We start from the raw sequence: 26421 nt of genomic DNA on the forward strand, positions 1-26421 counted from the left end.
CCTGAAAAGGACGGTATTTAGGTGGCACCCTGACATTTGCGAGTTCATCATTTCGAAAATGCAGAATCCAAGGATTCTCCGCTATCTTCTAGAACATACAGAAGACGAACTGATCAAGAAGCTCGCGAATGAAAAACTGAAATTCAAACCGCTTACCGCTCAAGAGGAAGCGATGTACCAAGGAATTCTCAACTATCGCACAATCCCTGGAATGGGCGGTTTCAACGAAGCAATCTTGAAAGACGCTGAAACGAAATTACGTGATGGTGGAACTTATTCCGTCCACAATCCGGAATTCCTAACTGGCGCGAACATTTCAGTTACGCTGACAGATGATTTCATGAAAGCTGTTGAGCAGGATGCTAATTATGAACTCAGATTCCCGGCAGTTGAAAAATACTCACCTGAAGAGATGGCGGCTTATAATGAGGAGTGGCATAAAGTCGGAGATGTCCGTGAATGGGAGCGTCTTGGATATGAAGTCCGTGTATACCGGACAATCAAAGCACGCGCACTATGGGATCTAATTAATATTTGTGCAACGTATTCCGCAGAGCCAGGTATTTTCTTTATCGATAATGCGAATAACGAAACGAATGCAAAAGCATACGGCCAGCAAGTCGTAGCGACAAACCCGTGTGGTGGACTTCGCCTCACGTTAAAAATTGCGGGATGAAGCGGGGAAGCTGAGATGCCAATCCGAACCGAAGGCCGAAGGTAAAGCTTCAGTCAGGGGCAACGCATACCTGGTGATCCTGTTTTATTAAAAAACAGACTATAATCCAGGCACGAGACCGCAAGGCTGTTTTATACAGTCAAAATGTATGCTGAACTTACAGGAAAACGAACTGTAAGAACTGGAGGATAAAAAACCTTCAGGATAACAAAATTGGAACAACCACTAGCACCATATTCGGTTTGTAACCTTGCTGCTGTTAACCTTGCTGAATTCGCTGATAAAGAAACGAAAACAGTGAACTACGATAAATTGATAGAAACCGTCCGTGTCGGTGTCCGTATGCAGGATAACGTCATCGATGCGACACCATATTTCCTTGAGGAAAATAAAGTACAAGCCCTCGGCGAACGCCGTGTAGGACTTGGAGTCATGGGTCTTGCCGACCTACTGATCTATTGTGAAAAAGAATATGGCTCAGAAGAAGGCAACGAGCTTGTCGACAAAGTGTTCGAAACGATTGCGACAACGGCTTACCGCGAATCGATCGAGCTTGCGAAAGAAAAGGGAAGCTTCCCATTTCTTATCGGCAAAACTGACGAGGAGACAAAAATGCTTCGTGAAGCATTCATCAACACAGGTTTCATGAAGAAAATGCCGGAAGATATCCGTGAATCAATTCTCGAACACGGTATCAGAAACTCTCATTTATTGACAGTTGCGCCAACTGGATCCACTGGAACCATGGTTGGAGTTTCTACCGGCCTTGAACCATATTTCTCGTTCACATATTACCGTAGCGGACGTCTCGGTAAATTCATCGAGGTCAAAGCGGGCATCGTTGAAGAATATTTACAACGTAACCCGGAAGCTGATCCGGACAACCTTCCTGAATGGTTCATTTCATCAATGAGCCTGGCACCGGAAGCGCATGCAGACGTTCAGTGCATCATCCAGCGCTGGATTGACAGCTCAATTTCTAAAACAGTTAACGCTCCACGCGGCTATACGGTCGAACAGGTGGAAAGCGTCTACGAGCGACTCTATAAAGGCGGAGCTAAAGGCGGAACAGTTTATGTCGACGGCAGCCGTGACTCCCAAGTACTTACGCTGAAAGCCGAAGAAAACGAAATGGACTCCGATTATGTAGAAGAAGTCGTTGAACAACGAAAAGTCGTACTCGTTAATACGATTCAGGACTTGCGTTCAACAAACGTTACAATTGGCTCTGAAGTCGGCGATACATGCCCTGTATGTAGACAAGGAACCGTTGAAGAAATGGGCGGCTGCAACACATGCACAAACTGTAATGCACAGTTGAAATGTGGTTTATAATATAAAAACGAACTGTCCAATTAGTTAGCAACATAAAACAGGTAAGGAAAAACAAATGTTTTTCCTTACCTGTTTTTTCTATCTTCTTAATTTTTTTAAAGTTACTGTTTGAAATATTTGGTATAATGAATAAGATAGTTAATTCATTCTAGTGCGAGACCAGATAGTTTTAGAAGGACCAAATAAATTAATTTACTACGGAGGGGGTAATGTATGAAACAGGTTGGAATTGTATTGGGCATAGTAGTAGTGGCTGTGGCGGTGTTTATTTTTGTGAATAAATCACGCTATCCTTCTTTACCGATAGATCATCTATCAGCAAAAGAAGCAATTGAAAAACTAAAAAACTCCGATGAGAAGATAGTAGAGCTCGCAACAGACAATGATTCCGTTTGGTATATCACAAGAACTGAAAATGAAGGCATATCGATAGCGGATGATACTATTAAACAGATGATTCGTTCAAAAGGATGGGAATTTAAAGAGAAAGACGGTGCTGGTCTGTTCTTTGAAAAAGATGGAGAAAGATTAGTTGTGACTACTCAAATGTGGACTGGAAAATACGTGCTTGTTCAGGTGCAATAAATTTAAAGAACTTTAAAGCCTTCAGCAATAGGACGCAGTTATTGAATAAGCACTGTACAATAACTAGGCCATTTAGCGGCATGACACTTTAAAGAATAAGGAGTGGTTGGATGCTAAATCGAGTCATTCAGCAATTTAAATTGAATGTATTATCAATTAATGAAGTTGAAGATTCCCATAGTTCAACAGTTTATAATTGTAAATTGCTAAATGGGGAAACTATCTTTTTGAAAATACCTTACACAAAATTGAAGTGTCAGCGAGAGCTTGAAGCCTATGAAATCTTAAAAGATCGAGTTTCCATTCCTAAGATGCTGGATTATTGGTCTGGTGATGAGGAGTGTCCCGGTGCATTCTTATTATCTGAATTAAAAGGACAACCGCTAACAAATAAGGCTTTACCCACAATTGCTTTTCAGGTTGGGGTCCTTCATGCCTCTATGCACCAAATTCAGCCGCCTACGAGTATACAGTTAAATAGCATACAAGACGAATTTTCGGTCTGGTCTAATTTTGTGGAACGCCAATTTTATAGTTTTGCTGAGGATGTAAAGGAAGTTTTAGATGAAAGTTTATACAGACAGGCCATTGTAAATTTTGAAAGTATGAAACGACAGCTTCCTCCTTCAGATGGACCGAGCTTTATACATATGGATTTTCGTCCAGCGAATATAATTGTGGATGAAAATAAGGTGTCTGGCGTGATCGACTTTGAAAGTGTACGATTTGGCTCAACAGAAATCGATTTCACCAAACTGTATCGTGATTTTTTAAGCTTCGATGCTAAATTGTATCAGTCTTATCAAGAAGGCTATAATACAGTAAGACCATTAATTGAATTGGAGGTCGTGTTGCCTTTTTATCAATTTACAGATGCTTTTAATAGTATCGGCTGGTGTAAACGCCGTGGAATTGAAAAGAACGCTTCATTTCTGGAGAAAAATCTAGCAATCCTTAAAAAAGTGCTACTATAAACCGAAAGAACATTTGAATCCAGAGTATTAGTAGGAACTCAGTTGATTGAAGTGGAAGGCGGCGACTCGGGGAGGATCAGCGTGCGCCTGAAACGGAAGTCAACTGCCACTGTATCGGTGAAGATCTTTTATCGGGACTATATAAAAAGGAAGTGCCCCAACTTCGGAGCACTTCCTTTTCGTTAATTTGCAGGAACTGTCGAATCTTGCATTTTTGTGTCGGTGGACTTCAAAATATCAATATTCTCAATTCCTTGCTCTTCAATTTCAAGCAACTTATTAAATGAGGCGATTGCAACCTCCACCTGTTTATCCTCAGGCTCCTTCGTCGTCAACAACTGCAGCCATAATCCTGGATAGCCTAAATATTTTAATACAGGAATATTACGAAGGCGGTTCGTAAACTGCAATACTTCAAAAGAAATGCCAATCACAACAGGAATCAACAGAATACGATTGACAACCCTAAACCATAACGGATCAGCGGGAACGAAGAAATAAATGAACATGCCTACAATTACCGTAAACAATAAGAAGCTGCTTCCACATCGATAATGGAGCCTTGATTGCGCTTGGACATTTTCAACGGTAAGCGGAAGACCGTTTTCATAAGCATTAATCACTTTGTGCTCAGCACCATGATACTTGAAAACTCGTTTAATTAACGGTGTCATGGAAATGAGGGAAATGTACAATAACAATAGTGTAAGTTTGAAAAAGCTCTCCAACAAGATTTGTGCCGTTTTCCCTGGCGCCATGAATTCAAGCATTTGCGCTAAAAAGACCGGTACTAGTGTAAACGCGAACTTGCCGAATAAAAATGAGAGCACACCTACCGCTGCGACGCCAATTACCATCGTAAGCTTGGAGGCCTCTTCTCCGTTCTCCTCAACTTCCTCACCTGGCATGACATCATAACGCTCATTCGCAAACGTCAAATGTCTAGATCCAATACCTGCGGATTCAATCAAAGCGACAATCCCGCGCACAAAAGGTATCTTTTTCAATTTCGCTGCGAATGGCTTCTGTTCTTTTGGAACATAGAAATAATCGAGGGAATCATCCTTGCGGCGGATAGCTGTCACTGTATGGTTTCTGCTGCCGAACATTACACCTTCGATGAGTGCCTGCCCACCGTATGCTGGCGGTTGTTGTTTTTTAGTCATGGGTTCCCAACACCTTCTCTTATCAAATGAAAAACATGTTTTAAAAAAATGTTCTACTCTACAAACATTATATCAAATAACTTATCCTACTATTGTACAAAAAAAAGGGTATTGACTCCACCATTAAGGTTTAAAAAAAAGGCTTTTTCCCGACACTCGTCATAAGGAGGAGTCGATATGTTCAATAAAACAATGATATGGACGACAATCATCGCGGCATTATTCACAATGGGAGCATTGAAATTCCTGCATTTTTTCAATTTCATAAAATGGTCACCTGTTGGATGGGGTGGCAAATGGCTCTTATTTGGATCATCACATGAAGGATGGAAGTGGGCGTTGCTATTCATCATTCTAGTAATTGCTTTCGGTCTGTTCTATGGCCTGTCAAGAGCTACGGCAAATATCCCTCCGGCAATAACGGCCATCGCCGTCAGTATTGTTGCGGCTGTTGCGATTGAATGGATCATCTATTCTCCACTAACGTTCACAGAGGGAGTTAAGAAACTGTCAATTCCCTTCATCTCCCTTATTGCAATCGTCAGCAGGTTCATTACGGGAACCGCTGTCTATATGAAGAAAACTTTCGAACGACAACCATAAATAGGTTGCGCCATTGGAACGATATGATAAAATGGGGAAGAAAATGGTGAGGGGAATGGTGTAGCTGTGAGACTGCTTGTACTGAATGGACCGAATTTGAATCGGCTTGGCAAAAGAGAACCCGGAATCTATGGTGCTGAAACGTTGGAGGATGTGGAAAACAACATGAAATCCATCGCTAAAGAGCAACTTGTGGATATTTCTTTTTATCAATCGAATGCGGAAGGTGCATTAATTGACAAAATCCATGAGGCAGAAGAGGCTGGGTGTGACGGGATCATCTTCAACCCCGGAGCCTATACACATACGAGCGTTGCATTAAGGGATGCGATCGCTTCTGTCGATGTACCAGTTATCGAAGTTCATATTTCGAATATACATAGTCGGGAACCATTCAGACAAACATCAATGCTCGCACCAGTTTGCATAGGACAGCTGTCCGGCTTTGGCACAAGCGGATATGAGCTTGCACTCCATGCTTTCCTTCTCCGAAGAAAAGGGGTAAAGCTATGAAACTGGCAAAATTGAGGGAAGCGTTGAAAGAATACGGTTTAGATGCATTATTGGTGACGAATCCATATAACAGACGTTATATGACTGGATTTACAGGCAGTGCGGGGGTTGCTATCGTTTCAGCTGATGATGCAGTGTTCATCACCGATTTCAGGTATACAGAACAGGCAGCCGAACAAGTGAAAGGCTTCCGCATCGTCAAGCATGAAAAAACGATTATTGAGGAAGTTTCCAACCAAGCAAAAGAAATGAAAATCAAAACATTAGGCTTTGAAAAAGATAATGTTTCTTTTGGCACGTACGAATTATATAATGACAAAGTGGATGCCGAACTGAAAGCAGTATCCGGAATTGTAGAAAAGCTTCGTATGGTAAAAAATGCTGATGAAATCGAGATTCTTCAACAAGCCGCGAAAATTGCGGATGATGCATTTGCTCATATTTGCACGTTCATCAAACCGGGAGTTACTGAGCTGGAAGTGTCGAACGAACTTGAAATGTTCATGAGAAAACAAGGTGCAGCTTCATCTTCATTCGATACGATTGTAGCGTCAGGGGAGCGGGGTGCATTGCCGCACGGTGTCGCTTCAGACAAAGTGATTCAATCCGGCGAGCTGGTTACATTGGATTTTGGGGCGCTTTATAACGGCTATATTTCAGACATCACACGTACTGTCGCAGTAGGGGAGCCCTCAGAAAAAATGAAGGAAATCTATGAAGTGACCCTTGCAGCACAAGTATTGGCTTTGGAAAAGATCAAAGCGGGTATGACTGGAATAGAAGCGGATGCAATCGCACGTGATTACATCAAGTCGAAGGGATATGGAGATGCCTTCGGACACTCGACAGGCCATGGCATCGGCTTGGAAGTGCATGAAGGTCCGGCATTATCTTTCCGTTCAGAAACTGTACTTGTGCCGAACATGACTGTCACGGTCGAACCGGGCATTTATCTGCCTGGAATCGGCGGCGTCCGTATTGAGGATGACATTATTATCACTGAAGACGGCAATGTCCGTTTGACACATTCACCTAAAGAATTGATCATCCTATAACGAACAAAATGGAGGAAAAAGCATGATTTCTGTAAATGAATTTAAGACAGGTCTGACAATCGAATTTGAAGGGGACATTTGGCGCATTATTGATTTCCAACACGTAAAGCCGGGAAAAGGTGCGGCATTCGTCCGTTCAAAACTGCGTAATCTGCGCACAGGAAATGTGAATGAAAAAACATTCCGTGCAGGCGAGAAAGTTGAAAAGGCGCAAATTGACAACCGTCGTATGCAGTACTTGTATGCCAATGGCGATGACCATGTCTTCATGGACAATGAATCGTACGAGCAAATCGAATTGCCTTCTGCGCAAATCAAAGAAGAATTGAACTACTTGAGAGAAAACATGGAAGTTCATATCATCATGTTCAAAGATGAAATTCTCGGCGTTGATCTTCCGGTAACAGTCACACTTGAAGTTGCAGAAACTGAACCAGGCATCAAAGGCGATACGGCAAGCGGCGGTTCGAAGCCGGCTACCTTGGAAACCGGTCTAATCGTCCAAGTTCCATTCTTCGTAAACGTCGGCGATAAATTGATCATCAACACAGAAGAAGGCGAATACGTATCTAGAGCATAATAAAGTTAAAGTGTTTTACTCCAACTCTTAACAGGGTTGGGGTATTTTTATTTTTAGGCATGGATTGTAGCGGAAAGCGTCCTCCCGAAGCGTAAATCCATATTTCTCTACATAACTCCATCATATTTCTCCCCGCCCTCTCATAAGTTGTTCATGAAGGGGGAACCCGAATTGGAATTGAATGATTTATTGCGTATTGCCGGAATTGGATTGGTTATCGGCTTTTTACATGTCTTCTTTGAACAGACCGGTAAGAAGGAGTTTTCTTTTTTCCTCTTCTTTGTAGCCTACATTTATATTGCCGCCGAAATGCTCCGTTTCCTTAGGATTTTCTTTACGGAAATTGCCGAGTTCTTTCAATGGCTCTCATTGGCATTCTAATGGTTACGCTTTTCCAACTGGTCGTCATCTACCTCCTTCTCCTTATCGTGTCATTCGCTTCCAAGAGCTTGCAGCCAATAATTTACGCAGCAATTTTCTTCTTTTTTCTGTCGTATGTCGGTATTACAATCATCATACCTTTCGGAAAAACCTTTATGGACCTATTCGAACCGTTGCCAGGATCCTACGCAAAGCTTTTGATAGGAAGCGTCTTTTTGTTTTATTTTTCGGAGATGATTGTGAAGCATGTGGCCGAAGCGGGGTATGAGTCGATTGCAGAGATTGCTACTTTGGCCATTAAAATCGCAATACTATCGCTATGGCTTCCGCAGTTATCCATGCTGCTTACTACGCTCTCCAAATTTATCATTAAATGATCGGATGAAGAATCCATGATGCCTATGCTAGAATCCGTTATCGGAACAGTCCTCTCCAGTTTCATTATCGTCATCATTTCAACTTTCATGGCCTTGGTACTCGATTTTCTTTTTCCTTCATTCACCAGGTGGACGAGAACCTTCCTGTTTTTCATCGTACTTACTGTAGTCCTGTACCCTGCGTATGAACATCTGCAAATGATTCGATCCATCACACAGACCGTCGCAACGATGTTCATATCCATTTATCCGTTATTGACTGCGAGTATCATTGCTTCCGGAGGCTCCTTCAGTATGCTGAACTTTCAGCCCGCCATGCTGTTGTTCGCAAACGGTGCAGTCATCCTATCGGACAAGATCCTCATTCCTATGTTGTCTGCAGCATTGCTGTTTGACATAGTTTCAAGGTTTCATCCAGCAATTCCATTTACGAGAATGGCAGATTTACTCAGGGGCTCCCTGATCGGCCTAGTTTCAGCCCTGGTCGCTGCTTACTCCATATTCATCACTGCGGGCGGCACGATTTCATGGGCGTTGACTGGTGTGACAAGTGAACCGATCAAAAAGTTGATCAGTCAAAATATACCACTCGTGGGCTCATTCATGACGGACAGTTTAGGGGCAATCGGACGATATTCATCGGGTGCAAGCGTTTTCATCGGTGCCTGGCTCATCGTCACGATCTGGTCGGTAGCTCTTTTGCCGACGCTAAAGACGTTGTTGACCGGTTTTTTATACAGGTGGACAGCTGCACTTATTGAGCCGTTTGCGAATGAAGACATAACAGGAATACTCGATGATATCGGGAAGACGTTATTTGTACTTTGCGCTGTCTCTTTCCTAGTCGCATTTGCGTTCATCTATACCGCACTGTTTACTGTCATATTGGTCAAATTGATTACCGTGGTGAAATGAGGGGTGGGATGCTGCAGTTTCTGACAGGCGTTTTATTCATCACAATAGCATCCTCCGTTTTACTATTATTGCTGCCGGCCGAGAAGGAGGAAGAATTCCTGCCACTCGTGAAAATGGCAATGGGAATTTGGATCATTCATTTCATAACGAGAATTTTTGGTCATAGCCTCTTCTGAACAAGCATAATATGCATCATAGATAACACGAACCATATCCGGCTCGAAGGGATGAGATGGTGATCATATGCAAAAGCCAAAACGAAAAGTTCATATGCTCTTCATCGGAACGCTGCTAGCGGTTTTCATCATTTTCATCAATTCAACGATTGGTTCGATGGGAGGGGAGAAAGGGAAAGGGGAGGAGAGCCGGAAGGAAGCTCAGCTTGAACAAGCTTTGATGAAGATCGAAGGGGTTGGGGAAGTATTCATCCATTTCCATTACGATCAACAAGAAGAACCAAGCCCATTATCTGGATATTTTTCAGGCACCGGGTCCTCATCAGTAAAAAAGAATCCGCTCCAGGGAGTTTTAGTCGTTGCAGAAGGGGCGGACAATCCTAAAACGAAAAATGAATTAACTAGAATCTTGTCGACGGTTCTTCAGTTGCCTGAACATCGGATAGTCGTCGAAGAAATGAAAAGGGGGATACACGTTGAAAGCGAATAAACGTACAGTATGGTTCTTGACTTTACTAAGTCTAGTAGCGGTCATCTCGATCTACTATTTGAAGAAGGAAACACCGATGTCTCTAGATGGAATGGCAATCTTCGGTGATAAAGATGCAGTAACTGTCTCAAAACCGGGCGATGTTGAAGGAGAAACGAAAACCGTTTATGCAGACTCTATGTTGTTTGAAGAAATGAGAATGCAAGTGTTAAATGAAAGAAGCAGCTTAAAGGATCAATTGTTAACTAAAGTTCAATCTCCCGATACGACCGCTGAAGAAAAAAGCGCAGCGTATGATGAAATGGCAGAACTCACCAAACGTACATCTGCTGAAGATTTAATGGAAACACAATTAAAGGCACTAGGCTATCCGGAAGCGTTCGTTCGTAAAGATAATGGCAAGGTAAGTGTGGCTGTAATCGCGGAAGATGGCGGACATTCCACAAAAATGGCGGCGGAAATTACACAATATGTACTGACGAGTTGGGAAGATGCACGTACCGTCCAAGTCGACTTTATGGAAAAATGATTAAATGAGGCCCTAAATGGGTCTTTTTCTTTTTATTTTACCGTATTTCACAGTAAATCCAGTATATCTATTTCAATATGCTTGAAAAACGTCTAAAATAGGGAGGAGGTACGTAAATAAAAATGAGTCAGGAGAATTGTCATGTTGAAAATTCAAGAAATCCGTGAAATCATTAAATTAATTGATCAATCTTCAATTGAAAAATTTACATTCGAATCAGAAGGAACAAAGATTAAGCTCGAAAAAGCGAATGGTGCACACCAAGTTCCAGTACAAGCAGAACAACGGAAAGAGGAGCCTGTTCAGCAAGCTCAACCTGCCGTCCAAGAGACGAAGAAGGAACAGTCAGAGCAAGCACCTGCTAAACAAGAGAGCAAAGAGCCTTCCACAGAATCATCAGCTGCAGAAAACGATCCATCTTTGCATAAGATAACCTCTCCGATGGTTGGGACATTTTACAAGTCTTCATCTCCTGAAGCGGATCCTTACGTGCAAACAGGCGACTCTGTCAAATCGGATTCAATTGTTTGTATTGTTGAGGCAATGAAGCTATTCAATGAAATCGAAGCGGAAGTTTCCGGAGAAATCGTGGAGATACTTGTGGAAGATGGTCAGTTGGTCGAATATGGACAGCCTCTCTTCCTAGTCAAACAGAAGTGAGGGGGCAAACTACAATGAAAAAAGTATTAATAGCAAACCGGGGCGAAATAGCGGTAAGGATCATCCGGGCATGCAAAGAAATGGGTATTCAAACAGTCGCGGTCTATTCGGAAGCGGATCGGGAAGCACTTCATGTTGAACTTGCAGACGAAGCATATTGCATCGGACCGAAACTTTCGAAGGACAGCTATTTGAACTTTTCAAATATCATCAGTATCGCCAAATTGACAGGTTGTGATGGAATTCATCCGGGTTATGGATTCCTCGCTGAAAATGCGAGCTTCGCGGAACTTTGTGAGGAAGTTAATATTGAATTCATCGGTCCGACTGCTGACGCGATTTCCCGAATGGGAACAAAAGACGTGGCAAGGGAAACGATGAAACAAGCAGGCGTTCCGATTGTTCCAGGATCCGACGGAATTGTCGCAGATGAAATTGAAGGCCTGAAAGTGGCACAAGAGATTGGCTTCCCAGTCATCATCAAAGCGACTGCAGGCGGTGGCGGCAAAGGGATCAGGGTTGCCAGGGATGAAGAGGAATTGGCCAAAGGTATTAAGATTACGCAGAAAGAAGCTGCAGCAGCATTTGGAAACCCCGGCGTATACCTTGAAAAGTATATTGAAGAGTTCAGGCATGTTGAAGTGCAAGTCCTAGCAGATAAGCACGGCAATACGATCCATTTTGGGGAACGTGATTGTTCCATTCAACGAAGGATGCAAAAGCTCGTAGAGGAAGCTCCTTCGCCAGCCCTTACTCCGAAGCTGCGCGAAAAGATGGGGGAAGCCGCTGTCAAAGCTGCTGAGGCTGTAAACTACCGAGGCGCGGGAACAGTCGAATTCATCTTTGATCATATCAATCAGGAATTTTATTTTATGGAAATGAATACACGTATTCAGGTAGAGCATCCAGTAACCGAGATGATTACTGGAATCGATCTGATTCAACAGCAATTGAAGATCGCAGCGGGTGAAAAGCTTGCTTATCGTCAAAAGGATATCAAGATTAACGGTTGGTCGATCGAGTGCCGGATCAATGCAGAGAATCCGGCGAAAAACTTCATGCCTTCACCCGGAAAAGTGACAATGTACATGCCGCCCGGCGGTTTTGGAGTCAGGGTCGATTCAGCAATGTATACGGGTTACACGATTCCGCCGTTTTACGATTCCATGGTGGCGAAGCTGATTGTTCATGCTGATACGCGCGAAGAAGCTGTTGCAAGGATGAAACGAGCACTTGACGAATTCATCATCGAGGGTGTCGATACGACGATTCCTTTCCATTTGAATTTGATGGACCATGAAGTGTTCAAATCCGGTGATTTTGATACGAAGTTCCTTGAGAAATATACAGTCATGTAGTAAATGGATAACCCGGCTAGCGCAGAGAAAGTTTAGACGTTTAGTCCGGGCATGAAATGCATAGGAGAGGGAGGAGAAGTGGAATGGCTGATAAGGTAAATCCTTCATTCGCAGGAAAGAGTTCAAAAGGAGACGAGGTTTTAGGCCGTGTTCAATTGGCTCCTGAAGTGCTTGAAGTTATCATCGGCATTGCAACGAACGAAGTCGACGGCGTAGCAACGACGAAAGGCAACTTCGCGACAGGGGTTGCGGAGAAGTTCGGCAAGGTGTTCCATGGAAAAGGGGTCAAGACGGATTGGACTGGTGATAGACTCGTTATCGATGTATATTGCGTCGTCCAATATGGCCACTCGATCCCCACTGTAGCGACGGAGATTCAAAGGCAGATCCGACATGCTGTTTACAATATGACTTCGCTCGAGACGGAAGAAGTGAATGTCCATATAACTGGCATCGATTTCGATACATCTCCTGAATCAGAATGATCTGAAAAGCATCGTCCATTGGATGGTGCTTTTCAACTTGTCCTGCTATATCTTCGTCAAGTGAATATGCTATGATAAAGCCCAAGAGACACAGTAGTGGAGGAGACAGACAATGAAACGAAGAGAAGCACGTGAAAAGGCTATCCAAACGCTTTTTCAATTGGACAATACGGAAATGTCGATTGAGGAAGCGATTACTTATATAATGGAACGGCCAATCGACCCTTTCTATGAATCACTCGTCAAAGGGACGACTGAATATCGAGACGAAGTGGACAAGGCATTGTCAAGCAAGCTCGAAAACTGGTCGCTTGACCGATTGCCGAAAATCGAAAGGACGATTTTGAGATTGGCGGTCTATGAACTACTGCATCATGACGACGTGCCCCATAGAGTCATCTTGAACGAAGCAGTCGAGCTATGTAAGCAATTCGGAGATGAAAAGTCAGGTCGCTTTGTCAATGGCGTCCTATCGAAATTCGAAGAGAAATAAGACTGTAAAGTGGAGGGAAATCGGATGACCGCAAAAATTATAGATGGCGTGGCGATCGGCAAAGAACTCAGAGGGGAAATAAAGCAAGGGGTCGGCATTCTGGTAGAATCCGGCTGCAAACCTGGTCTTGCAGTCATCCTCGTAGGAGAAGATCCCGCATCGCAAACATATGTGAAGAACAAGGAGAAGTCCAGTGTCGAAGCCGGCATGAAATCGGAACTGATCAGATTACCAAAAACGGTGACTGAACTGGATTTATTGGCACATGTCAATAAATTGAATAACGATGATTCCATCCATGGCATTTTAGTCCAATTGCCTTTGCCGGAGCATATTAATGAAGATCTTGTAATCCAAGCGATTGACCCAAGCAAGGATGTAGACGGATTCCATCCACAAAATGTCGGGAAGATGATGATCGGGCAAGAGACCTTCCTTCCATGCACCCCACACGGAATAATGGAAATGTTGGAACGTTCCGGCGTTGATATCGCAGGAAAGCACGCTGTTATAATCGGAAGAAGCAATATTGTCGGTAAACCGATGGGACAACTTCTGCTTCAAAAAGACGCTACAGTGACATACTGCCATTCAAGAACAAAGGACCTTCCGTCATTTACAAAACAGGCTGATATTTTGATCGTTGCCATCGGTCGGGCAAAATTTGTAACGGACGAACATATTAAAGAGGGTGCAGTTGTCATTGATGTCGGTATGAATCGTGATGAAAACGGCAAATTATGCGGGGACGTCGATTTTGAGAAAGCGAAGACTGTCGCTTCTGCCATCACTCCTGTTCCAGGCGGTGTCGGTCCGATGACCATTACGATGCTTTTGAAAAACACATTGCAAAGTGCCGAATCGGCATGCCAAGAAGGCAAGTCGCAATAACGGAGGGTAAACGGATTTTGGGTACCCGCCTTAATTAATCATAAAACGAAGAGCTACGCTGTTTTTCATAGGAAAGACAGCGTTTCTATACGTCTGAATTTCCGGGGGTGAAGTTATTGAGTGAAAATGTGTATCTTTCCGTGCATTCATTGACAAAATACATAAAACGTAAATTCGAAGCCGATCCTTATTTAAGAAATGTATTTGTGAAAGGCGAACTTTCCAATGTGAAAATCCACCCAAGCGGGCATATTTACTTTACGTTGAAAGATGATAAAAGCAGAATGCAGTCCGCCATGTTCCGTTCAGCTGCAGGAACATTGAAGTTCAAACCTGAAGAAGGAATGAATGTCCTGATCACAGGGGACGTGAATGTTTACGAATCAAGCGGTCAATATCAGCTGTATGTCCAAACAATGCAGCCAGACGGCGTCGGGGCGTTATATCTGGCTTATGAACAACTGAAAAAAACGCTTGCGAAAGAAGGATTATTCGATGCGCGTTGGAAACAACCGCTGCCTAGCTTGCCAAATAAGATAGGGGTCATCACCGCCCAGTCAGGTGCAGCGATCCGTGATATCTGTTCCACATTACAAAGGCGTTATCCATTAGCCGATATTTGCCTGTTTCCGGCAATCGTGCAAGGACCTCAAGCCGTCCCTTCTATTGTGCAGGCGTTGGAGCTAGCGGAATCACATGGTTCGATCGATGTGTTAATCCTAGGACGAGGCGGCGGCTCCATAGAAGACCTTTGGGCTTTTAATGAAGAGGCGGTTGCTAGGGCAATATTTTCTTGCAGGATTCCTATTATAAGTGCTGTCGGCCATGAAACGGATACAACAATCGCTGATTTTGTAGCCGATATGAGGGCACCGACTCCAACTGCGGCCGCTGAATTGGCGGTTCCTTCAAGGGAAGAGTTATTTGAGAGGGTATTGGAACGGAAGCGCTCCCTTTACATTTCACTTTCGAATCAAATCAAGCATGAACGCAAGCGTTTAACCACATACCAGCAATCGTATCCATTGCAATTCCCGGAGAGGCTTTACCGGCCATTCACTGAAAAATTGAGCGGGCTGGATGACAGGCTTCTCAGGAGCAGAAATGAACTGACCGCGAATAGGAAAGCGGACCATCACCGATTGGATAGGATGCTCTCATTTTATACTCCGCTGCAGCGGATTAAAGAGGAAGATCGAAATCTTTCGTTATTAACCGAAAGAATGAAGAGGTCAATGCAAAATGATTTGCGCAACAAGGCCGAACAATTCAATTCAGCGATCAGGATGCTGAAAGCGCTAAATCCGTTGGAAGTAATGGAACGCGGATTTTCAATCATCTATAAAGAAGGAACGGTCACTAATTCCGTTATCGGACTAGAAATTGGAGAGACGTTGCAAGTCCGTATGCAAGACGGGACTGTAGAGTCTGAAATCAAATCAATCACGATGAAGGACGGGGAGGAAAGTTAAATGAGCGAAGAAACACTACGATTTGAAGAAGCAATGTCGAAATTGGAAGGCATTGTTCAAAAATTGGAAGCGGGTGACGTTCCGTTAGAGGACGCTATCACATTATACAAGCAAGGTATGGAGCTATCCGCTTATTGTCATGGGAAATTGCAGGATGCGGAAAAGCAGTTAATCTCAATCATAGATAATAATGGGCAGTCGACTCCTTTCGATCCATCCAAAGGTCGGGATTCGAATGGATAAACGGCTGCAGGTATTCATTTCAGAAAAAGCACCACTGATCGATGCGGAATTGAATCGGTTGATAGACTTGGAAAATGCCCCATCTTCATTGAAGGAATCCATGCTCTATTCAGTGAATGCAGGCGGTAAAAGGATTCGTCCTCTTCTCGTCCTGGCAGTCCTTGCCGATTTCGGGAAAGAATCCGCGGACGCGCTTAAAGTGGCATGTGCTGCTGAACTCATCCATACATACTCTCTCATCCACGATGATCTGCCTAGCATGGACGATGATGACTTCAGAAGGGGCAAACCGACGAACCATAAAGTATACGGCGAAGCGACAGCTGTTCTTGCCGGAGATGCCTTGCAAACGAGGGCCTTCGGGATATTAGCTTCCCTGGAACATACGTCGCCCAAGCAAGTTATCAGATTGGTCGCTCTGTTGGCGGATGCTTCTGGCGCGAATGGAATGGTAGGCGGTCAAGTGTTGGATATGGAAGGGGAGACGGCAGTATTATCGCTGCAGGATCTTGAAAAAGTCCATCTGCATAAGACAGGCGCTTTATTGTCATTCTGTATAGAAGCAGGTGCTGTTCTATCCGATGCAGAAGATGCCGAGTTGGAACTGCTTCGCAAATATGCGAAGAACATCGGATTGGCTTTCCAGATCAAGGACGACATTTTAGACGTCACGTCAACGACCGAACAGCTGGGGAAGACTGCGAATAGCGATGCTGCCAGTGATAAGTCAACGTATCCTTCCCTTTTGGGACTTGAAGGGGCGCAACAACAGCTGGAAAAGTATCACTTGGATGCAACGGCAAGCTTGGCTTTTTTAAAGAAAGAAAACTCGATGCTAAAACTTTTTGCTGATTATATCGTCCAAAGAGATGTTTGATATTCCTTTGGTTTGAAAAACCCGTTGTCCGGATTATGGTCCAATAGTTCCTATTGAAGAGCCTTCTTGTTATAATGAAAACATTACTTGGACTTACGTGGCAATAATTTATGAAGGTGTGTGATAGTAGTGGATCTCACTAAAATTACAAATCCGTCTTTTCTGAAGCAACTTGATAAAGAAAACATGACGGAATTGGCGAAAGAAATCCGGAAATTTCTAATTGGAAACCTGTCTGTGACAGGTGGTCATATCGGTCCGAACTTGGGAGTTGTCGAATTAACGATTGTCTTGCACAAGCTTTTCGACAGCCCAAAAGATAAATTCATCTGGGATGTCGGGCATCAAGCATATGTGCATAAAATCTTGACGGGTCGAGCCGGTCAATTCGGCACGCTCCGCCAATATAAAGGTCTGAGCGGCTTCCCGAAAATGTCCGAAAGTGAACACGATGTATGGGAAACAGGACATAGTTCCACATCCCTGTCCGCTGCAATGGGAATGGCTGCTGCAAGAGATATGCAAGGCGGCTCGAACCATGTTATTCCGATCATCGGCGATGGTGCATTGACGGGCGGCATGGCTTTGGAGGCATTGAATCATATCGGCCACCTGAAGACAAATATGATTGTCATCTTAAATGATAACGAAATGTCAATCGCGCCGAACGTCGGAGCGCTTCATGATATCCTTGGCAAGTTAAGGACTGCCGGGAAATACAATAGCGTGAAAGATGAATTAGAATATATTTTGAAAAAGATCCCTGCAGTCGGCGGAAAAGTGGCTGCTGCTGCTGAACGAGTGAAGGATAGCTTGAAGTATCTGCTTGTTTCCGGAGTGTTTTTCGAAGAGCTTGGATTTACGTATCTGGGACCTATCGATGGACATGACTTCAATGATCTGGAACGCAATCTTCAGTATGCTAAGAAGGTTGAAGGTCCTGTCCTGCTACACGTTATTACGAAAAAAGGAAAAGGATACACTCCTGCAGAAAATGATAAAATCGGAACCTGGCATGGAACCGGCCCTTATAAGATAGAAACGGGCGATTTCGTGAAATCAAATACGACTGCACCGTCATGGAGCGGATTAGTGGCTGAAACCGTCAGAACAATCGCCAGGGAAGATAAACGGATAGCAGCCATTACTCCGGCTATGCCCGTAGGATCCAAACTGGAGTCCTTCGCGGCTGAATTTCCGGACCGGTTTTTTGATGTGGGAATTGCTGAACAGCATGCCGCAACGATGGCAGCAGGATTGGCAACCCAAGGGATGAAGCCGTTCTTGGCCATATACTCGACGTTCCTGCAACGGGCATATGATCAAATGCTTCATGATATAACTAGACAGAAGTTGAACGTCTTTATCGGCATAGATCGTGCAGGACTCGTTGGTGCGGATGGAGAAACTCACCATGGTGTGTATGATATTTCATTTTTACGACATATGCCAAATCTTGTGATTATGATGCCGAAAGATGAGAATGAAGGACAGCATATGGTGAAGACTGCTCTGGAGTATGATGACGGTCCTATTGCGATGAGATATCCAAGAGGGAACGGTCTAGGAGTCGTAATGGACAAGAAGCTGAAAACGATTCCTATTGGTACATGGGAAATACTGCGCGAAGGTGCGGACGGCTCGATTTTGACATTCGGGACGACTATTCCAATGGCGTTGGATGCAGCCGAGACACTTGCGAAAAAAGGCATATATGTGAAAGTAGTCAACGCAAGATTCATCAAACCGATGGATACGGAAATGCTTGATCAGTTATTCAGTACAGGCAAACCGATTGTTACTGTGGAAGAAGCAGCATTGGCAGGCGGGTTCGGGAGTGCTGTCATGGAGTACGCACATGACGTTTCTGCAAATGTTTCCATTAGCCGAATCGGTATTCCGGATGAATTTATAGAACACGGCAGTGTCGATAAGCTGTTTGAAGAAATCGATTTGACGGTAGAGAATGTTATAAGGACGACAGAACTGACTGTCAAAGGAACGACCCGTGCAGAAAGGGAAATCGTATGACGAACGGTCAACCAAAAGAGCGAGTCGATGTACTCCTTGTTCAAAGAGGGCTAGTTGAAACGAGGGAGCAGGCGAAGCGTTCCATAATGGCAGGAATCGTGTTTTCTGCAGAAACGAGATTAGAAAAGCCCGGTGAGAAAATCAAGATAGACGCTCCGTTGTCGGTAAAAGGATCCGCATTGAAATATGTGAGCCGAGGCGGCTTAAAGCTTGAAAAGGCTCTCGAAGTTTTCGATATATCCGTACAAGATAAGATTGTTTTGGACATAGGTTCTTCTACGGGCGGTTTTACGGATTGCGCTTTACAAAATGGAGCGAAACATTGCTATGCACTAGATGTCGGGACAAACCAGCTTGCTTGGAAAATACGAAGTGATGAGCGTGTTACCGTCATGGAGAAAACCAATTTCAGACATGCGACTCCCGAAAACTTCACGAAAGGGACGCCTCAAGTCGCCACGATTGACGTCTCTTTCATATCACTTACATTGATACTGCCCCCGCTGAAACGAATAATTGCCGATGGTGGAGATGTCGTTGCTCTCGTCAAACCTCAGTTCGAAGCGGGGAAAGATAAGGTGGGGAAGAAAGGGATTGTGAAGGAGAGGGCCGTTCATTTGGAAGTCTTGCAAAAGATAGCGGCTTCATCCACGATGAATGGATTTTCTTTACGCGGCATTTCTTTTTCCCCGGTTACTGGCGGGGAAGGAAATATCGAGTTTCTCTTCCATTTGCAATCGAAGGAAGACCCGGTCAATTCTTATGATGAATTAGCTTTCGGTGCTTTAATCACTGAAGCGTATGAAGTATTGACATGATTTTAAATAGAAAGGTGTGATGGTAAGCATGGGAGGTATTGTATTGAATAAAGGACAACGGCATCTTCGTATCCGGGATATTATTACAAATGAGGAAGTTGAAACACAGGATCAACTTGTTGATAAATTGAAGAACGCCGGAGTGGACGTGACACAAGCTACAGTGTCCCGTGACATTAAAGAATTGCATCTCATCAAGGTCCCATTGCCTGACGGTCGTTATAAATATAGTTTGCCGCCCGTCCATAGATTCAATACCGAAGAAAAGCTTCGTCGTATGTTAACAGATGCATTCATAGGTATTGATAGTGCAAGTCACTTCATAATTCTGAAAACGTTGCCTGGAAATGCGCATGCAGTCGGTTCCTTGATTGATAACTTAGGATGGGATGAAATGCTTGGGACAATTTGCGGAGATGATACGTGCATGATCATTTGCAGGGATGAGTCCCTAACAGTTGAAGTGAAAGAAAGACTGTTGGCGCTCATTTAAGCTGAATGTTCGATTCGATGGAGGAGGTGCGTGTTTGAATGTTAGGTGAGATTTCCATTCATAATTTCGCGATAATAGAGCATCTCGAAGTGACTTTTGAAGAAGGCTTGACCGTTCTGACTGGAGAAACAGGCGCCGGTAAATCCATAATCATTGATGCCGTTCAGCTCCTTGCTGGAGCAAGAGGGTCGCAGGAATTCATTCGTCACGGTGCAAAAAAAGCCGAACTGGAAGGGATGTTCACAATCGATGATGAGAATCATCCTGTCTTTAAAAAACTAACTGAATTCGGCATTGATTGCGAGGATGGTATAATTATTCTCCGACGCGATTTGAACGCAAGTGGAAAAACGACGTGCCGGGTCAATGGCAAACTAGTGACGATTGCAAGCTTAAGAGAAATCGGTTCTCAATTGATCGATATTCACGGCCAACACGACAATCAAGAATTGATGCATGAAAAGCGGCATATCCATCTGCTCGATCAATTCGCTGGAGTGGATCTGGCTGAAGCCCACCGTAATTATTCGGATATTTACAGCCAATATATGAAATTGAAGCGTAGGCTCGAAACGGCTAATGAAAATGAACAGCAAGTAGCACAACGAATCGATCTCTATTCTTTCCAATTAAAAGAGATCGACAATGCAGAGCTAATCATCGGTGAAGAGGAAGAGCTCGAAGAGGAAAAAATGAAACTTCAACACTTCAATAGGATCTTTGAACGTCTGAATACCGCTTATGAGTCGATCAGCGGTGACAATCATGCATTGGATTGGGTGGGGTCGGCAATGAGTGATTTGGAAGATGCCGCCTCTGTGGACAAAGAACTGGAATCCCATTCGGAGATCATTTCATCAAGTTTCTACTCATTGCAAGATACTGCACATGAATTGAAAAACATCATTGACCGAATGGAGTACGATCCAACGAGATTACCAATTGTTGAAGATCGATTGTCAATGCTCGTATCACTAAAGCGCAAGTATGGTGCCACGATCGAGGATATTCTCATTTATCGGGAAAAGATTGCAGATGATCTAGATCAATTGCTCAATCGGGATGAACGTCTTGGCCAAGAACAGGAAAAACTCATCCAACTTGAAAAAGATCTAGAAGTGGAAGCGAATGAACTATCTATTATCCGACAAGAATCAGCTCTCCGTCTGCAAGATGCAATTATGCAGCAATTGAAAGAGCTACATATGGAAAAATCCACCTTCAATGTATCGATCACACGAAAAGCATCCGGCAGTTTTGACAGTAATGGCTTTGATGAAGTTGTTTTCCTCATTTCAACAAATCTGGGAGAACCGTTGAAACCTTTAGTTAAAATTGCATCCGGTGGCGAATTATCGCGGATCATGTTGGCATTGAAAACAATTTTTTCCAAGCATCAAGGGGTAACTTCAATTATTTTCGATGAAGTCGATACGGGGGTAAGTGGACGGGTCGCTCAAGCGATTGCAGATAAAATTGCGATGGTCGCCACTCATTCACAAGTGCTTTGCATATCCCACCTGCCTCAAGTCGCTGCAATGGCTGACCACCACTTGCTCATCCGAAAAGAAGTGAAGTCGAACCGGACAACGACAGCGGTTGCTGAAATCACTGACCTGGAAAGAACGAAAGAATTATCAAGGATGCTGTCGGGTGCAGAAATAACTGAACTGACGTTGCAGCATGCTGATGAATTACTGTCAATGGCAGACGAAAGAAAAACGACTTTCCGCATTTAAGCGCATACAACAAGTATGCGTTTTTTTACATGATTTAACCTTTCATAAGATTCATCTGAACGGACATACCAATAGTATCTTTCATCTGAGGAGGTGAATCATGGGATGGAGTAAACGACTGATGTTATCCGTTTCGTTTGCCACGCTTTTGAATTTCCTGCCGATCCAAAATGAAGTTTCGGCTTCTTCCGGTGACAAAGTTATTCCGATGGGCCATTCAATTGGTATTCAAATGGATTTATCGGGCATTTTCGTCACGAATGATGTACTGGTTAATAACGAGCAATGGCTGAAGGCTGGCGATTCCATTATCCGGCTTAACGGAACTGACATCGTGAGTCTCGGCGATTTCGAACACATCATGATGAAAGTGAAAAAAGAAAAAATCCACATGAATATCAGTCGGAAAGGTACATCAGTTGAGGTGTTGGCGGAAAAGGATGCTGTAAAACGCCTCCTGCCTTTTCTTAAAGACCGAACGGAAGGTACCGGGACACTGACATACGTCGATCCTCAAAGCGGCACGTATGGAGCCCTCGGCCATCAAATTGTTGACAGCTCCTTGAAATCACCACCACCATTTAAAAATGGCGCGATATACCTTTCGGAAATTGAACAGATAAAGAAAAGTATACCAGGCTCTCCAGGATATAAAATCTCCTCCATCGTAGAAGATGAAGAATATTTGGGAACAATCAGGACTAATGGGGTTTATGGGATTTTCGGAGCGTGGAACGATGCTTATAAGAAAGTGTTGGCTGAACCACTCGAAATTATGCAGCCCGCGGAATTACAAGCAGGGGCAGCGGAAATTTTTACGACAGTAAAAGGGACCGAAGTCGAAAAGTTCTCCATCCAAATCACTGACATTGAAGAGGAGCAGTTCCATTTCGTTTTAACCGATGCGAAATTGCTGGAAGCCACTGGTGGAATTTTACAAGGCATGAGTGGAAGTCCCGTCATTCAGAACGGAAAGTTTGTCGGCGCGGTCACTCATATGTTTGTCGATGAACCGAAAAAAGGCGCAGGCTTATTTTTAGTCACAATGCGTGACGGAGAAAAACGAAAATGAAGAAAAACCGATCCGAAACCTGGGTCGGTTTCTTTTATTGAATTTCGTCGAATAATGACGAAACCGTAATCCTTAAGTTTCATTTTTCGGAAAACAGAAGGATTGTTCGAATGTTTGTCGAAATTTTCCTTTACAGCAATTAGATTTCATGTGAATAATAGAATCATGGAGAATAATGGCAGGGATGAAAAACGAGTAGGGGGAAAATGGGATGGGGAAAGTAAGGATTGCAATAGCGGACGATAATAAAGAATTGGTGAACACGATGAATGCATATTTCGAGCAGCATCCGGAATTGGAAGTCATTTGGACAGCACATAACGGCAAGGTATGTCTCTCAATGTTGCAGGAGAATAAACCTGATTTGCTGCTTCTGGATATCATTATGCCACACTTGGATGGAATTGCGGTATTGGATACGATAAAGAAGGATCCAGCATTAGCCGATATGCATATTATCATGTTGACTGCATTCGGGCAAGAGGATGTCATGGCGCAGGCAGGTAGCTTAGGCGCATCCTATTTTATGTTAAAACCATTCGAATTTGACCGCTTGATATCTCAAATCTTCCAAATCTCAGGTACGGCAAAACCTTCAAGGCCAACCGTTCACAAACAGGTGGAAGCGGACACAACGATGACACAGCGTGCTCTTGATACTACGATTACATCGATCATTAAAGAAATCGGAGTCCCTGCGCACATTAAAGGATATGCATTTTTAAGAGAAGCGATTCAAATGGTCTACACCGATGTCGACCTGCTTGGATCCGTAACCAAAATCCTTTATCCGGACATTGCAGAGAAGTACAAAACAACCCCTTCTCGGGTGGAAAGGGCAATTCGGCATGCGATTGAAGTTGCTTGGAACCGGGGGAATTACGATGTCATTTCAAAAACATTCGGCTATACAGTCCATCATTTGAAGAGCAAGCCGACGAACAGTGAGTTCATAGCAATGATTGCAGATAAAATCCGTCTTGAACATATAGCAAGCTAACCGGCATCATTAAATAGCTACCTCATTAAACACCGTAAATTTGCGGTGTTTTTTATCTGTCTATTGTAGAAATATTGTTTAAACTTTATAATGAAAGAAGGATAGATGAGAAAACGGGGTGTCGAATTGCTAGTTCAAAATGACTTTTTTGATTTATACGTGATAGAGGAAGATGTAGTAATCGACTTGAAAAAGACCGGTTTTCCTTTAAAATCGTTTGACATGATTACCAACCAAAACCCAAGAATTAAAATTGCATCCTTTCCAGCATTGAGAAAAGCACTGACGGAAATTGGGGATGGACATAAAATCGGCTACTATTTACCTTTGATTGAAGTGATGGTTCATCCGGATCTTATGAAAACTGAAGTTGTTCTGAATATGACAATAACAGAATTTCAATCGGAGCAACATCGATTGCTCAACCTGATTGAAAAATCACTGCAAGACTCCGGTATCGTCTTTGGCATAATTGAGTTGTCAGAAGAAGATTTGTATCCGGGGATTGCTATTGTGGCTGCAGTTGGACGGGAACCCGAGAAGGGCGCGGATGCTATAATTACATATATAGAAAAACCGGAAAAAAAGCCTGTTATCCGTGAAGATGGTTTAGCAGATTACTATGAAATGAATTTTGTCACACATGTTGAGGAAGGCGATTGGTTAGGCGAAAGAATTCCGCCTACAGATGGTAAACCTGGCAAGGATATTTTCGGGAATACTGTTGCCGCAATGCGGGGTAGCGATGCTAAGCTTCGATATGACCGGAAATCAGTAGTGGAAGTGGAAGAGCAGGAGAAATTTGTACTTCGTGCATTATTCGGCGGTGCGCTGGAATTTGTCGATGATATTGTCGGCGTCGGAAAACACTTGATCATTAACGGGGATGTAGGCCCTGAAACGGGTTCCATCACATTTGACGGGTCGGTTACAGTCTATGGAACGGTCATGTCGGGCTATTCTGTCAATGCAACAGGAGATATTTCCATAGAGGGTAACGAAGGTGTAACGAATGCCAAGGAAATATGTTCATCCGAAGGGGATCTTTATATTAAGGGCGGAGTATTCGGTGGGGACATTTCTGTGATAGAAGCAAGTGGTGATATATACATAAAGCACGCAAACAATTGCAGACTATTCGCAAAAAACATCCATGTCGGGTCATATGTTTTGGGCTCAGACGTAGTCGGCGAAACGGTTATGGTTGATAAAGGAAAAGGCAGAATTATTGGCGGCCGTATTGAAGCGCTTTTCAGGATTGAGTGTGCATTCGCTGGCAATGCCCATGAAAGGATGACCCATTTGTATGCCAAAGGAATCGATAAAGATCTTATCTACCTTGAAATACAACAAATGGCTGTGGAATTGAAGAAAATACAAAAAAACATCGGGCATCTTGAAACGCAATTGTCGATGCTTGATAACGGGCTATCAAACCAATTGCATGGAGAGCAGGCTGATGCATATGATAAGTTGCATAAGACCCTACAAGCGGGGAGGGATAAGATGTTTGAACTCGACCGGGAAATCCAGGTCGGACTTTACAAAATCAAAACTGCCAAGCCTCCTCAGATTGAAGTTTCACATGAAGCATATCCAGGTGTCATTATTCAAATCGGGTCTAAATCCAGTTTGCTGAATAAACCAACGAAAGGTGTCTTCGAAGTTGTCGACAAAACACTTAATGTCTAGCCCGATGGTATTCGCGCATAGGGGCGCTTCTGGTGTCTGTTTTGAAAATACCATGCAGGCATTCAAAGAAGCTGCAAGGATGCAAGCTGACGGAATTGAATTGGATGTTCAATTGACAGCCGACGGAGTGCCTGTCGTAGTTCATGATATGGATCTTTACAGAATTTCCGGAATCCGGAAGCGCGTTTCAAATCTACATTTCAGTGAATTGCAACGTATAAACATCGGCAATAAATTCTTTAGGCTTATTAAAGGTCATCGCATACCAACATTGCAGGAAGTCGTTTCGTTCTGCGAATTAAAACGACTGGCTTTAAATATCGAGTTGAAAGAGACCGTTTCCGAGAGGCCGGAAACGTTGCATAAAATCATCGGTATGGCCATGCTATCCGATAGCGTCCATTTGTCTTCATTCGATCCGGAAATACTTCGAAGAGCAAAAGCGATAGAACCTTCTATTGAAACTGCATTGTTAGCAAAAAGAACAACGACTGATTGGAATTGCCTGGAGAAGTATGATTTCGCAGATGGCTTCAACTTCCATAAACGTTTGTTGAAGGAACCGTATATAGGGGAAATGGTCGCTAGCGGAAAAAAGTTGAGGGTCTATGGAGTTACCGGTAAAGAGGCAATCACTCAGCAACCACCTCCATATATCGATGGCTGGATAACAGATTTCCCAGACAGGTTCAAAAAATAGGTTCTAAATCAAATATTGGGGTAATGTGACTTGCATATCCCC

Annotated in this window: 29 protein-coding genes and 2 pseudogenes; 30 read left to right on the top strand and 1 reads right to left on the bottom strand. The window is 43.5% G+C overall.

Annotated features, from left to right (window positions below; all coding sequences use genetic code 11):
* Nucleotides 1-22: 22 nt before the first annotated feature.
* The 4 genes and pseudogenes from M3152_RS06805 to M3152_RS06820 form a co-directional block, all read left to right on the top strand.
* A pseudogene (locus M3152_RS06805) lies at nt 23-643 on the top strand (vitamin B12-dependent ribonucleotide reductase); the annotation flags it as partial.
* Nucleotides 644-892: 249 nt separating this feature from the next.
* Nucleotides 893-2011, top strand: a pseudogene (locus tag M3152_RS06810) (vitamin B12-dependent ribonucleotide reductase); the annotation flags it as partial.
* Between the two features lie 213 nt (nt 2012-2224).
* Nucleotides 2225-2596, top strand: coding sequence for a hypothetical protein (locus M3152_RS06815; protein WP_251694422.1), 372 nt, complete (start codon nt 2225-2227; stop codon nt 2594-2596).
* A 110-nt stretch (nt 2597-2706) separates the two neighbouring features.
* The gene (locus tag M3152_RS06820; protein ID WP_251694423.1) at nt 2707-3570 is read left to right on the top strand and encodes an aminoglycoside phosphotransferase family protein; all 864 of its coding nucleotides are present in this window, start codon (nt 2707-2709) and stop codon (nt 3568-3570) included.
* Between the two features lie 182 nt (nt 3571-3752).
* On the opposite strand, the gene M3152_RS06825 is transcribed toward M3152_RS06820, so the two are convergent.
* Nucleotides 3753-4736 (bottom strand): DUF1385 domain-containing protein, encoded by a 984-nt coding sequence (locus M3152_RS06825; RefSeq protein WP_251694424.1) that lies wholly within the window; start codon nt 4734-4736, stop codon nt 3753-3755.
* Between the two features lie 177 nt (nt 4737-4913).
* Here M3152_RS06825 and M3152_RS06830 point away from each other — a divergent pair, with 177 nt between their 5' ends.
* The 26 genes from M3152_RS06830 (at nt 4914) to M3152_RS06955 (ending at nt 26379) form a co-directional block, all read left to right on the top strand.
* The gene (locus M3152_RS06830; protein ID WP_251694425.1) at nt 4914-5339 is read left to right on the top strand and encodes a hypothetical protein; all 426 of its coding nucleotides are present in this window, start codon (nt 4914-4916) and stop codon (nt 5337-5339) included.
* Nucleotides 5340-5405: 66 nt separating this feature from the next.
* Entirely contained in the window at nt 5406-5852 is a 447-nt protein-coding gene (gene aroQ / locus M3152_RS06835; protein WP_251694426.1) for a type II 3-dehydroquinate dehydratase, read from the top strand.
* Entirely contained in the window at nt 5849-6907 is a 1059-nt protein-coding gene (locus tag M3152_RS06840) for a M24 family metallopeptidase (protein ID WP_251694427.1), read from the top strand. The genes aroQ and M3152_RS06840 overlap by 4 nt, the downstream gene beginning before the upstream one ends.
* Nucleotides 6908-6929: 22 nt before the next feature.
* Complete coding sequence (gene efp, locus M3152_RS06845; RefSeq protein ID WP_251694428.1) at nt 6930-7487, top strand: elongation factor P; 558 nt, start codon at nt 6930-6932, stop codon at nt 7485-7487.
* Nucleotides 7488-7658: 171 nt separating this feature from the next.
* Entirely contained in the window at nt 7659-7868 is a 210-nt protein-coding gene (locus M3152_RS06850) for a SpoIIIAC/SpoIIIAD family protein (protein WP_251694429.1), read from the top strand.
* The gene (locus tag M3152_RS06855; protein WP_251694430.1) at nt 7847-8245 is read left to right on the top strand and encodes a SpoIIIAC/SpoIIIAD family protein; all 399 of its coding nucleotides are present in this window, start codon (nt 7847-7849) and stop codon (nt 8243-8245) included. Before M3152_RS06850 ends, M3152_RS06855 begins: the two co-directional genes overlap by 22 nt.
* A gap of 15 nt (nt 8246-8260) precedes the next feature.
* Nucleotides 8261-9160: a stage III sporulation protein AE gene (locus M3152_RS06860; RefSeq protein ID WP_251694431.1), complete on the top strand. Its 900-nt coding sequence runs from the start codon at nt 8261-8263 to the stop codon at nt 9158-9160.
* 8 nt (nt 9161-9168) lie between these two features.
* On the top strand, nt 9169-9336 hold the full coding sequence (locus M3152_RS06865) for a hypothetical protein (RefSeq protein WP_251694432.1): 168 nt from the start codon (nt 9169-9171) through the stop codon (nt 9334-9336).
* Nucleotides 9337-9403: 67 nt separating this feature from the next.
* On the top strand, nt 9404-9826 hold the full coding sequence (locus tag M3152_RS06870) for a hypothetical protein (RefSeq protein WP_251694433.1): 423 nt from the start codon (nt 9404-9406) through the stop codon (nt 9824-9826).
* Nucleotides 9813-10355 carry a SpoIIIAH-like family protein gene (locus M3152_RS06875; RefSeq protein WP_251694434.1) on the top strand — a complete coding sequence of 181 codons (543 nt, stop codon included), beginning with the start codon at nt 9813-9815 and terminating at the stop codon, nt 10353-10355. Before M3152_RS06870 ends, M3152_RS06875 begins: the two co-directional genes overlap by 14 nt.
* 141 nt (nt 10356-10496) lie before the next feature.
* The gene (gene accB, locus M3152_RS06880) at nt 10497-11015 is read left to right on the top strand and encodes an acetyl-CoA carboxylase biotin carboxyl carrier protein (RefSeq protein WP_251694435.1); all 519 of its coding nucleotides are present in this window, start codon (nt 10497-10499) and stop codon (nt 11013-11015) included.
* Nucleotides 11016-11029: 14 nt separating this feature from the next.
* Nucleotides 11030-12373, top strand: coding sequence for an acetyl-CoA carboxylase biotin carboxylase subunit (gene accC, locus M3152_RS06885; RefSeq protein ID WP_251694436.1), 1344 nt, complete (start codon nt 11030-11032; stop codon nt 12371-12373).
* A gap of 83 nt (nt 12374-12456) precedes the next feature.
* Nucleotides 12457-12858: an Asp23/Gls24 family envelope stress response protein gene (locus tag M3152_RS06890; protein WP_251694437.1), complete on the top strand. Its 402-nt coding sequence runs from the start codon at nt 12457-12459 to the stop codon at nt 12856-12858.
* A gap of 112 nt (nt 12859-12970) precedes the next feature.
* The gene (gene nusB / locus M3152_RS06895; protein WP_251694438.1) at nt 12971-13351 is read left to right on the top strand and encodes a transcription antitermination factor NusB; all 381 of its coding nucleotides are present in this window, start codon (nt 12971-12973) and stop codon (nt 13349-13351) included.
* A gap of 24 nt (nt 13352-13375) precedes the next feature.
* On the top strand, nt 13376-14242 hold the full coding sequence (gene folD, locus M3152_RS06900) for a bifunctional methylenetetrahydrofolate dehydrogenase/methenyltetrahydrofolate cyclohydrolase FolD (RefSeq protein ID WP_251694439.1): 867 nt from the start codon (nt 13376-13378) through the stop codon (nt 14240-14242).
* Between the two features lie 116 nt (nt 14243-14358).
* Nucleotides 14359-15714 (top strand): exodeoxyribonuclease VII large subunit, encoded by a 1356-nt coding sequence (gene xseA / locus M3152_RS06905; RefSeq protein ID WP_251694440.1) that lies wholly within the window; start codon nt 14359-14361, stop codon nt 15712-15714.
* The gene (locus tag M3152_RS06910; RefSeq protein WP_251694441.1) at nt 15715-15957 is read left to right on the top strand and encodes an exodeoxyribonuclease VII small subunit; all 243 of its coding nucleotides are present in this window, start codon (nt 15715-15717) and stop codon (nt 15955-15957) included.
* Nucleotides 15950-16834, top strand: a complete 885-nt coding sequence (locus M3152_RS06915; RefSeq protein ID WP_251694442.1) for a polyprenyl synthetase family protein — start codon at nt 15950-15952, stop codon at nt 16832-16834. The genes M3152_RS06910 and M3152_RS06915 overlap by 8 nt, the downstream gene beginning before the upstream one ends.
* Before the next feature lie 129 nt (nt 16835-16963).
* Nucleotides 16964-18865 carry a 1-deoxy-D-xylulose-5-phosphate synthase gene (gene dxs, locus M3152_RS06920; RefSeq protein ID WP_251694443.1) on the top strand — a complete coding sequence of 634 codons (1902 nt, stop codon included), beginning with the start codon at nt 16964-16966 and terminating at the stop codon, nt 18863-18865.
* On the top strand, nt 18862-19683 hold the full coding sequence (locus tag M3152_RS06925; RefSeq protein WP_251694444.1) for a TlyA family RNA methyltransferase: 822 nt from the start codon (nt 18862-18864) through the stop codon (nt 19681-19683). The genes dxs and M3152_RS06925 overlap by 4 nt, the downstream gene beginning before the upstream one ends.
* Before the next feature lie 43 nt (nt 19684-19726).
* Nucleotides 19727-20176, top strand: a complete 450-nt coding sequence (gene ahrC / locus M3152_RS06930; RefSeq protein WP_251694445.1) for a transcriptional regulator AhrC/ArgR — start codon at nt 19727-19729, stop codon at nt 20174-20176.
* 38 nt (nt 20177-20214) lie between these two features.
* Nucleotides 20215-21915, top strand: coding sequence for a DNA repair protein RecN (recN, locus tag M3152_RS06935; RefSeq protein WP_251694446.1), 1701 nt, complete (start codon nt 20215-20217; stop codon nt 21913-21915).
* A 100-nt stretch (nt 21916-22015) separates the two neighbouring features.
* Complete coding sequence (locus M3152_RS06940) at nt 22016-22987, top strand: SpoIVB peptidase S55 domain-containing protein (RefSeq protein ID WP_251694447.1); 972 nt, start codon at nt 22016-22018, stop codon at nt 22985-22987.
* 211 nt (nt 22988-23198) lie between these two features.
* Nucleotides 23199-23987 (top strand): sporulation transcription factor Spo0A, encoded by a 789-nt coding sequence (gene spo0A, locus M3152_RS06945; RefSeq protein WP_251694448.1) that lies wholly within the window; start codon nt 23199-23201, stop codon nt 23985-23987.
* Between the two features lie 105 nt (nt 23988-24092).
* Nucleotides 24093-25679 carry a DUF342 domain-containing protein gene (locus M3152_RS06950; RefSeq protein ID WP_251694449.1) on the top strand — a complete coding sequence of 529 codons (1587 nt, stop codon included), beginning with the start codon at nt 24093-24095 and terminating at the stop codon, nt 25677-25679.
* Nucleotides 25654-26379: a glycerophosphodiester phosphodiesterase gene (locus tag M3152_RS06955; protein WP_251694450.1), complete on the top strand. Its 726-nt coding sequence runs from the start codon at nt 25654-25656 to the stop codon at nt 26377-26379. The genes M3152_RS06950 and M3152_RS06955 overlap by 26 nt, the downstream gene beginning before the upstream one ends.
* Nucleotides 26380-26421 lie beyond the last annotated feature (42 nt).

This window comes from Sporosarcina luteola (assembly GCF_023715245.1).
Classification (GTDB): domain Bacteria; phylum Bacillota; class Bacilli; order Bacillales_A; family Planococcaceae; genus Sporosarcina; species Sporosarcina luteola_C.

Bases quoted from the DNA above. Each gene is read 5' to 3' on its own strand.
- M3152_RS06815 (WP_251694422.1), top strand. From the start codon at position 2,225: ATGAAACAGGTTGGAATTGTATTGGGCATAGTAGTAGTGGCTGTGGCG.
- M3152_RS06820 (WP_251694423.1), top strand. From the start codon at position 2,707: ATGCTAAATCGAGTCATTCAGCAATTTAAATTGAATGTATTATCAATT.
- M3152_RS06825 (WP_251694424.1), bottom strand. From the start codon at position 4,736: ATGACTAAAAAACAACAACCGCCAGCATACGGTGGGCAGGCACTCATC.
- M3152_RS06830 (WP_251694425.1), top strand. From the start codon at position 4,914: ATGTTCAATAAAACAATGATATGGACGACAATCATCGCGGCATTATTC.
- M3152_RS06840 (WP_251694427.1), top strand. From the start codon at position 5,849: ATGAAACTGGCAAAATTGAGGGAAGCGTTGAAAGAATACGGTTTAGAT.
- efp (WP_251694428.1), top strand. From the start codon at position 6,930: ATGATTTCTGTAAATGAATTTAAGACAGGTCTGACAATCGAATTTGAA.
- M3152_RS06855 (WP_251694430.1), top strand. From the start codon at position 7,847: ATGGCTCTCATTGGCATTCTAATGGTTACGCTTTTCCAACTGGTCGTC.
- M3152_RS06860 (WP_251694431.1), top strand. From the start codon at position 8,261: ATGATGCCTATGCTAGAATCCGTTATCGGAACAGTCCTCTCCAGTTTC.
- M3152_RS06865 (WP_251694432.1), top strand. From the start codon at position 9,169: ATGCTGCAGTTTCTGACAGGCGTTTTATTCATCACAATAGCATCCTCC.
- M3152_RS06870 (WP_251694433.1), top strand. From the start codon at position 9,404: ATGCAAAAGCCAAAACGAAAAGTTCATATGCTCTTCATCGGAACGCTG.
- accB (WP_251694435.1), top strand. From the start codon at position 10,497: ATGTTGAAAATTCAAGAAATCCGTGAAATCATTAAATTAATTGATCAA.
- accC (WP_251694436.1), top strand. From the start codon at position 11,030: ATGAAAAAAGTATTAATAGCAAACCGGGGCGAAATAGCGGTAAGGATC.
- M3152_RS06890 (WP_251694437.1), top strand. From the start codon at position 12,457: ATGGCTGATAAGGTAAATCCTTCATTCGCAGGAAAGAGTTCAAAAGGA.
- nusB (WP_251694438.1), top strand. From the start codon at position 12,971: ATGAAACGAAGAGAAGCACGTGAAAAGGCTATCCAAACGCTTTTTCAA.
- folD (WP_251694439.1), top strand. From the start codon at position 13,376: ATGACCGCAAAAATTATAGATGGCGTGGCGATCGGCAAAGAACTCAGA.
- M3152_RS06910 (WP_251694441.1), top strand. From the start codon at position 15,715: ATGAGCGAAGAAACACTACGATTTGAAGAAGCAATGTCGAAATTGGAA.
- M3152_RS06915 (WP_251694442.1), top strand. From the start codon at position 15,950: ATGGATAAACGGCTGCAGGTATTCATTTCAGAAAAAGCACCACTGATC.
- M3152_RS06925 (WP_251694444.1), top strand. From the start codon at position 18,862: ATGACGAACGGTCAACCAAAAGAGCGAGTCGATGTACTCCTTGTTCAA.
- recN (WP_251694446.1), top strand. From the start codon at position 20,215: ATGTTAGGTGAGATTTCCATTCATAATTTCGCGATAATAGAGCATCTC.
- M3152_RS06940 (WP_251694447.1), top strand. From the start codon at position 22,016: ATGGGATGGAGTAAACGACTGATGTTATCCGTTTCGTTTGCCACGCTT.
- spo0A (WP_251694448.1), top strand. From the start codon at position 23,199: ATGGGGAAAGTAAGGATTGCAATAGCGGACGATAATAAAGAATTGGTG.
- M3152_RS06950 (WP_251694449.1), top strand. From the start codon at position 24,093: ATGAGAAAACGGGGTGTCGAATTGCTAGTTCAAAATGACTTTTTTGAT.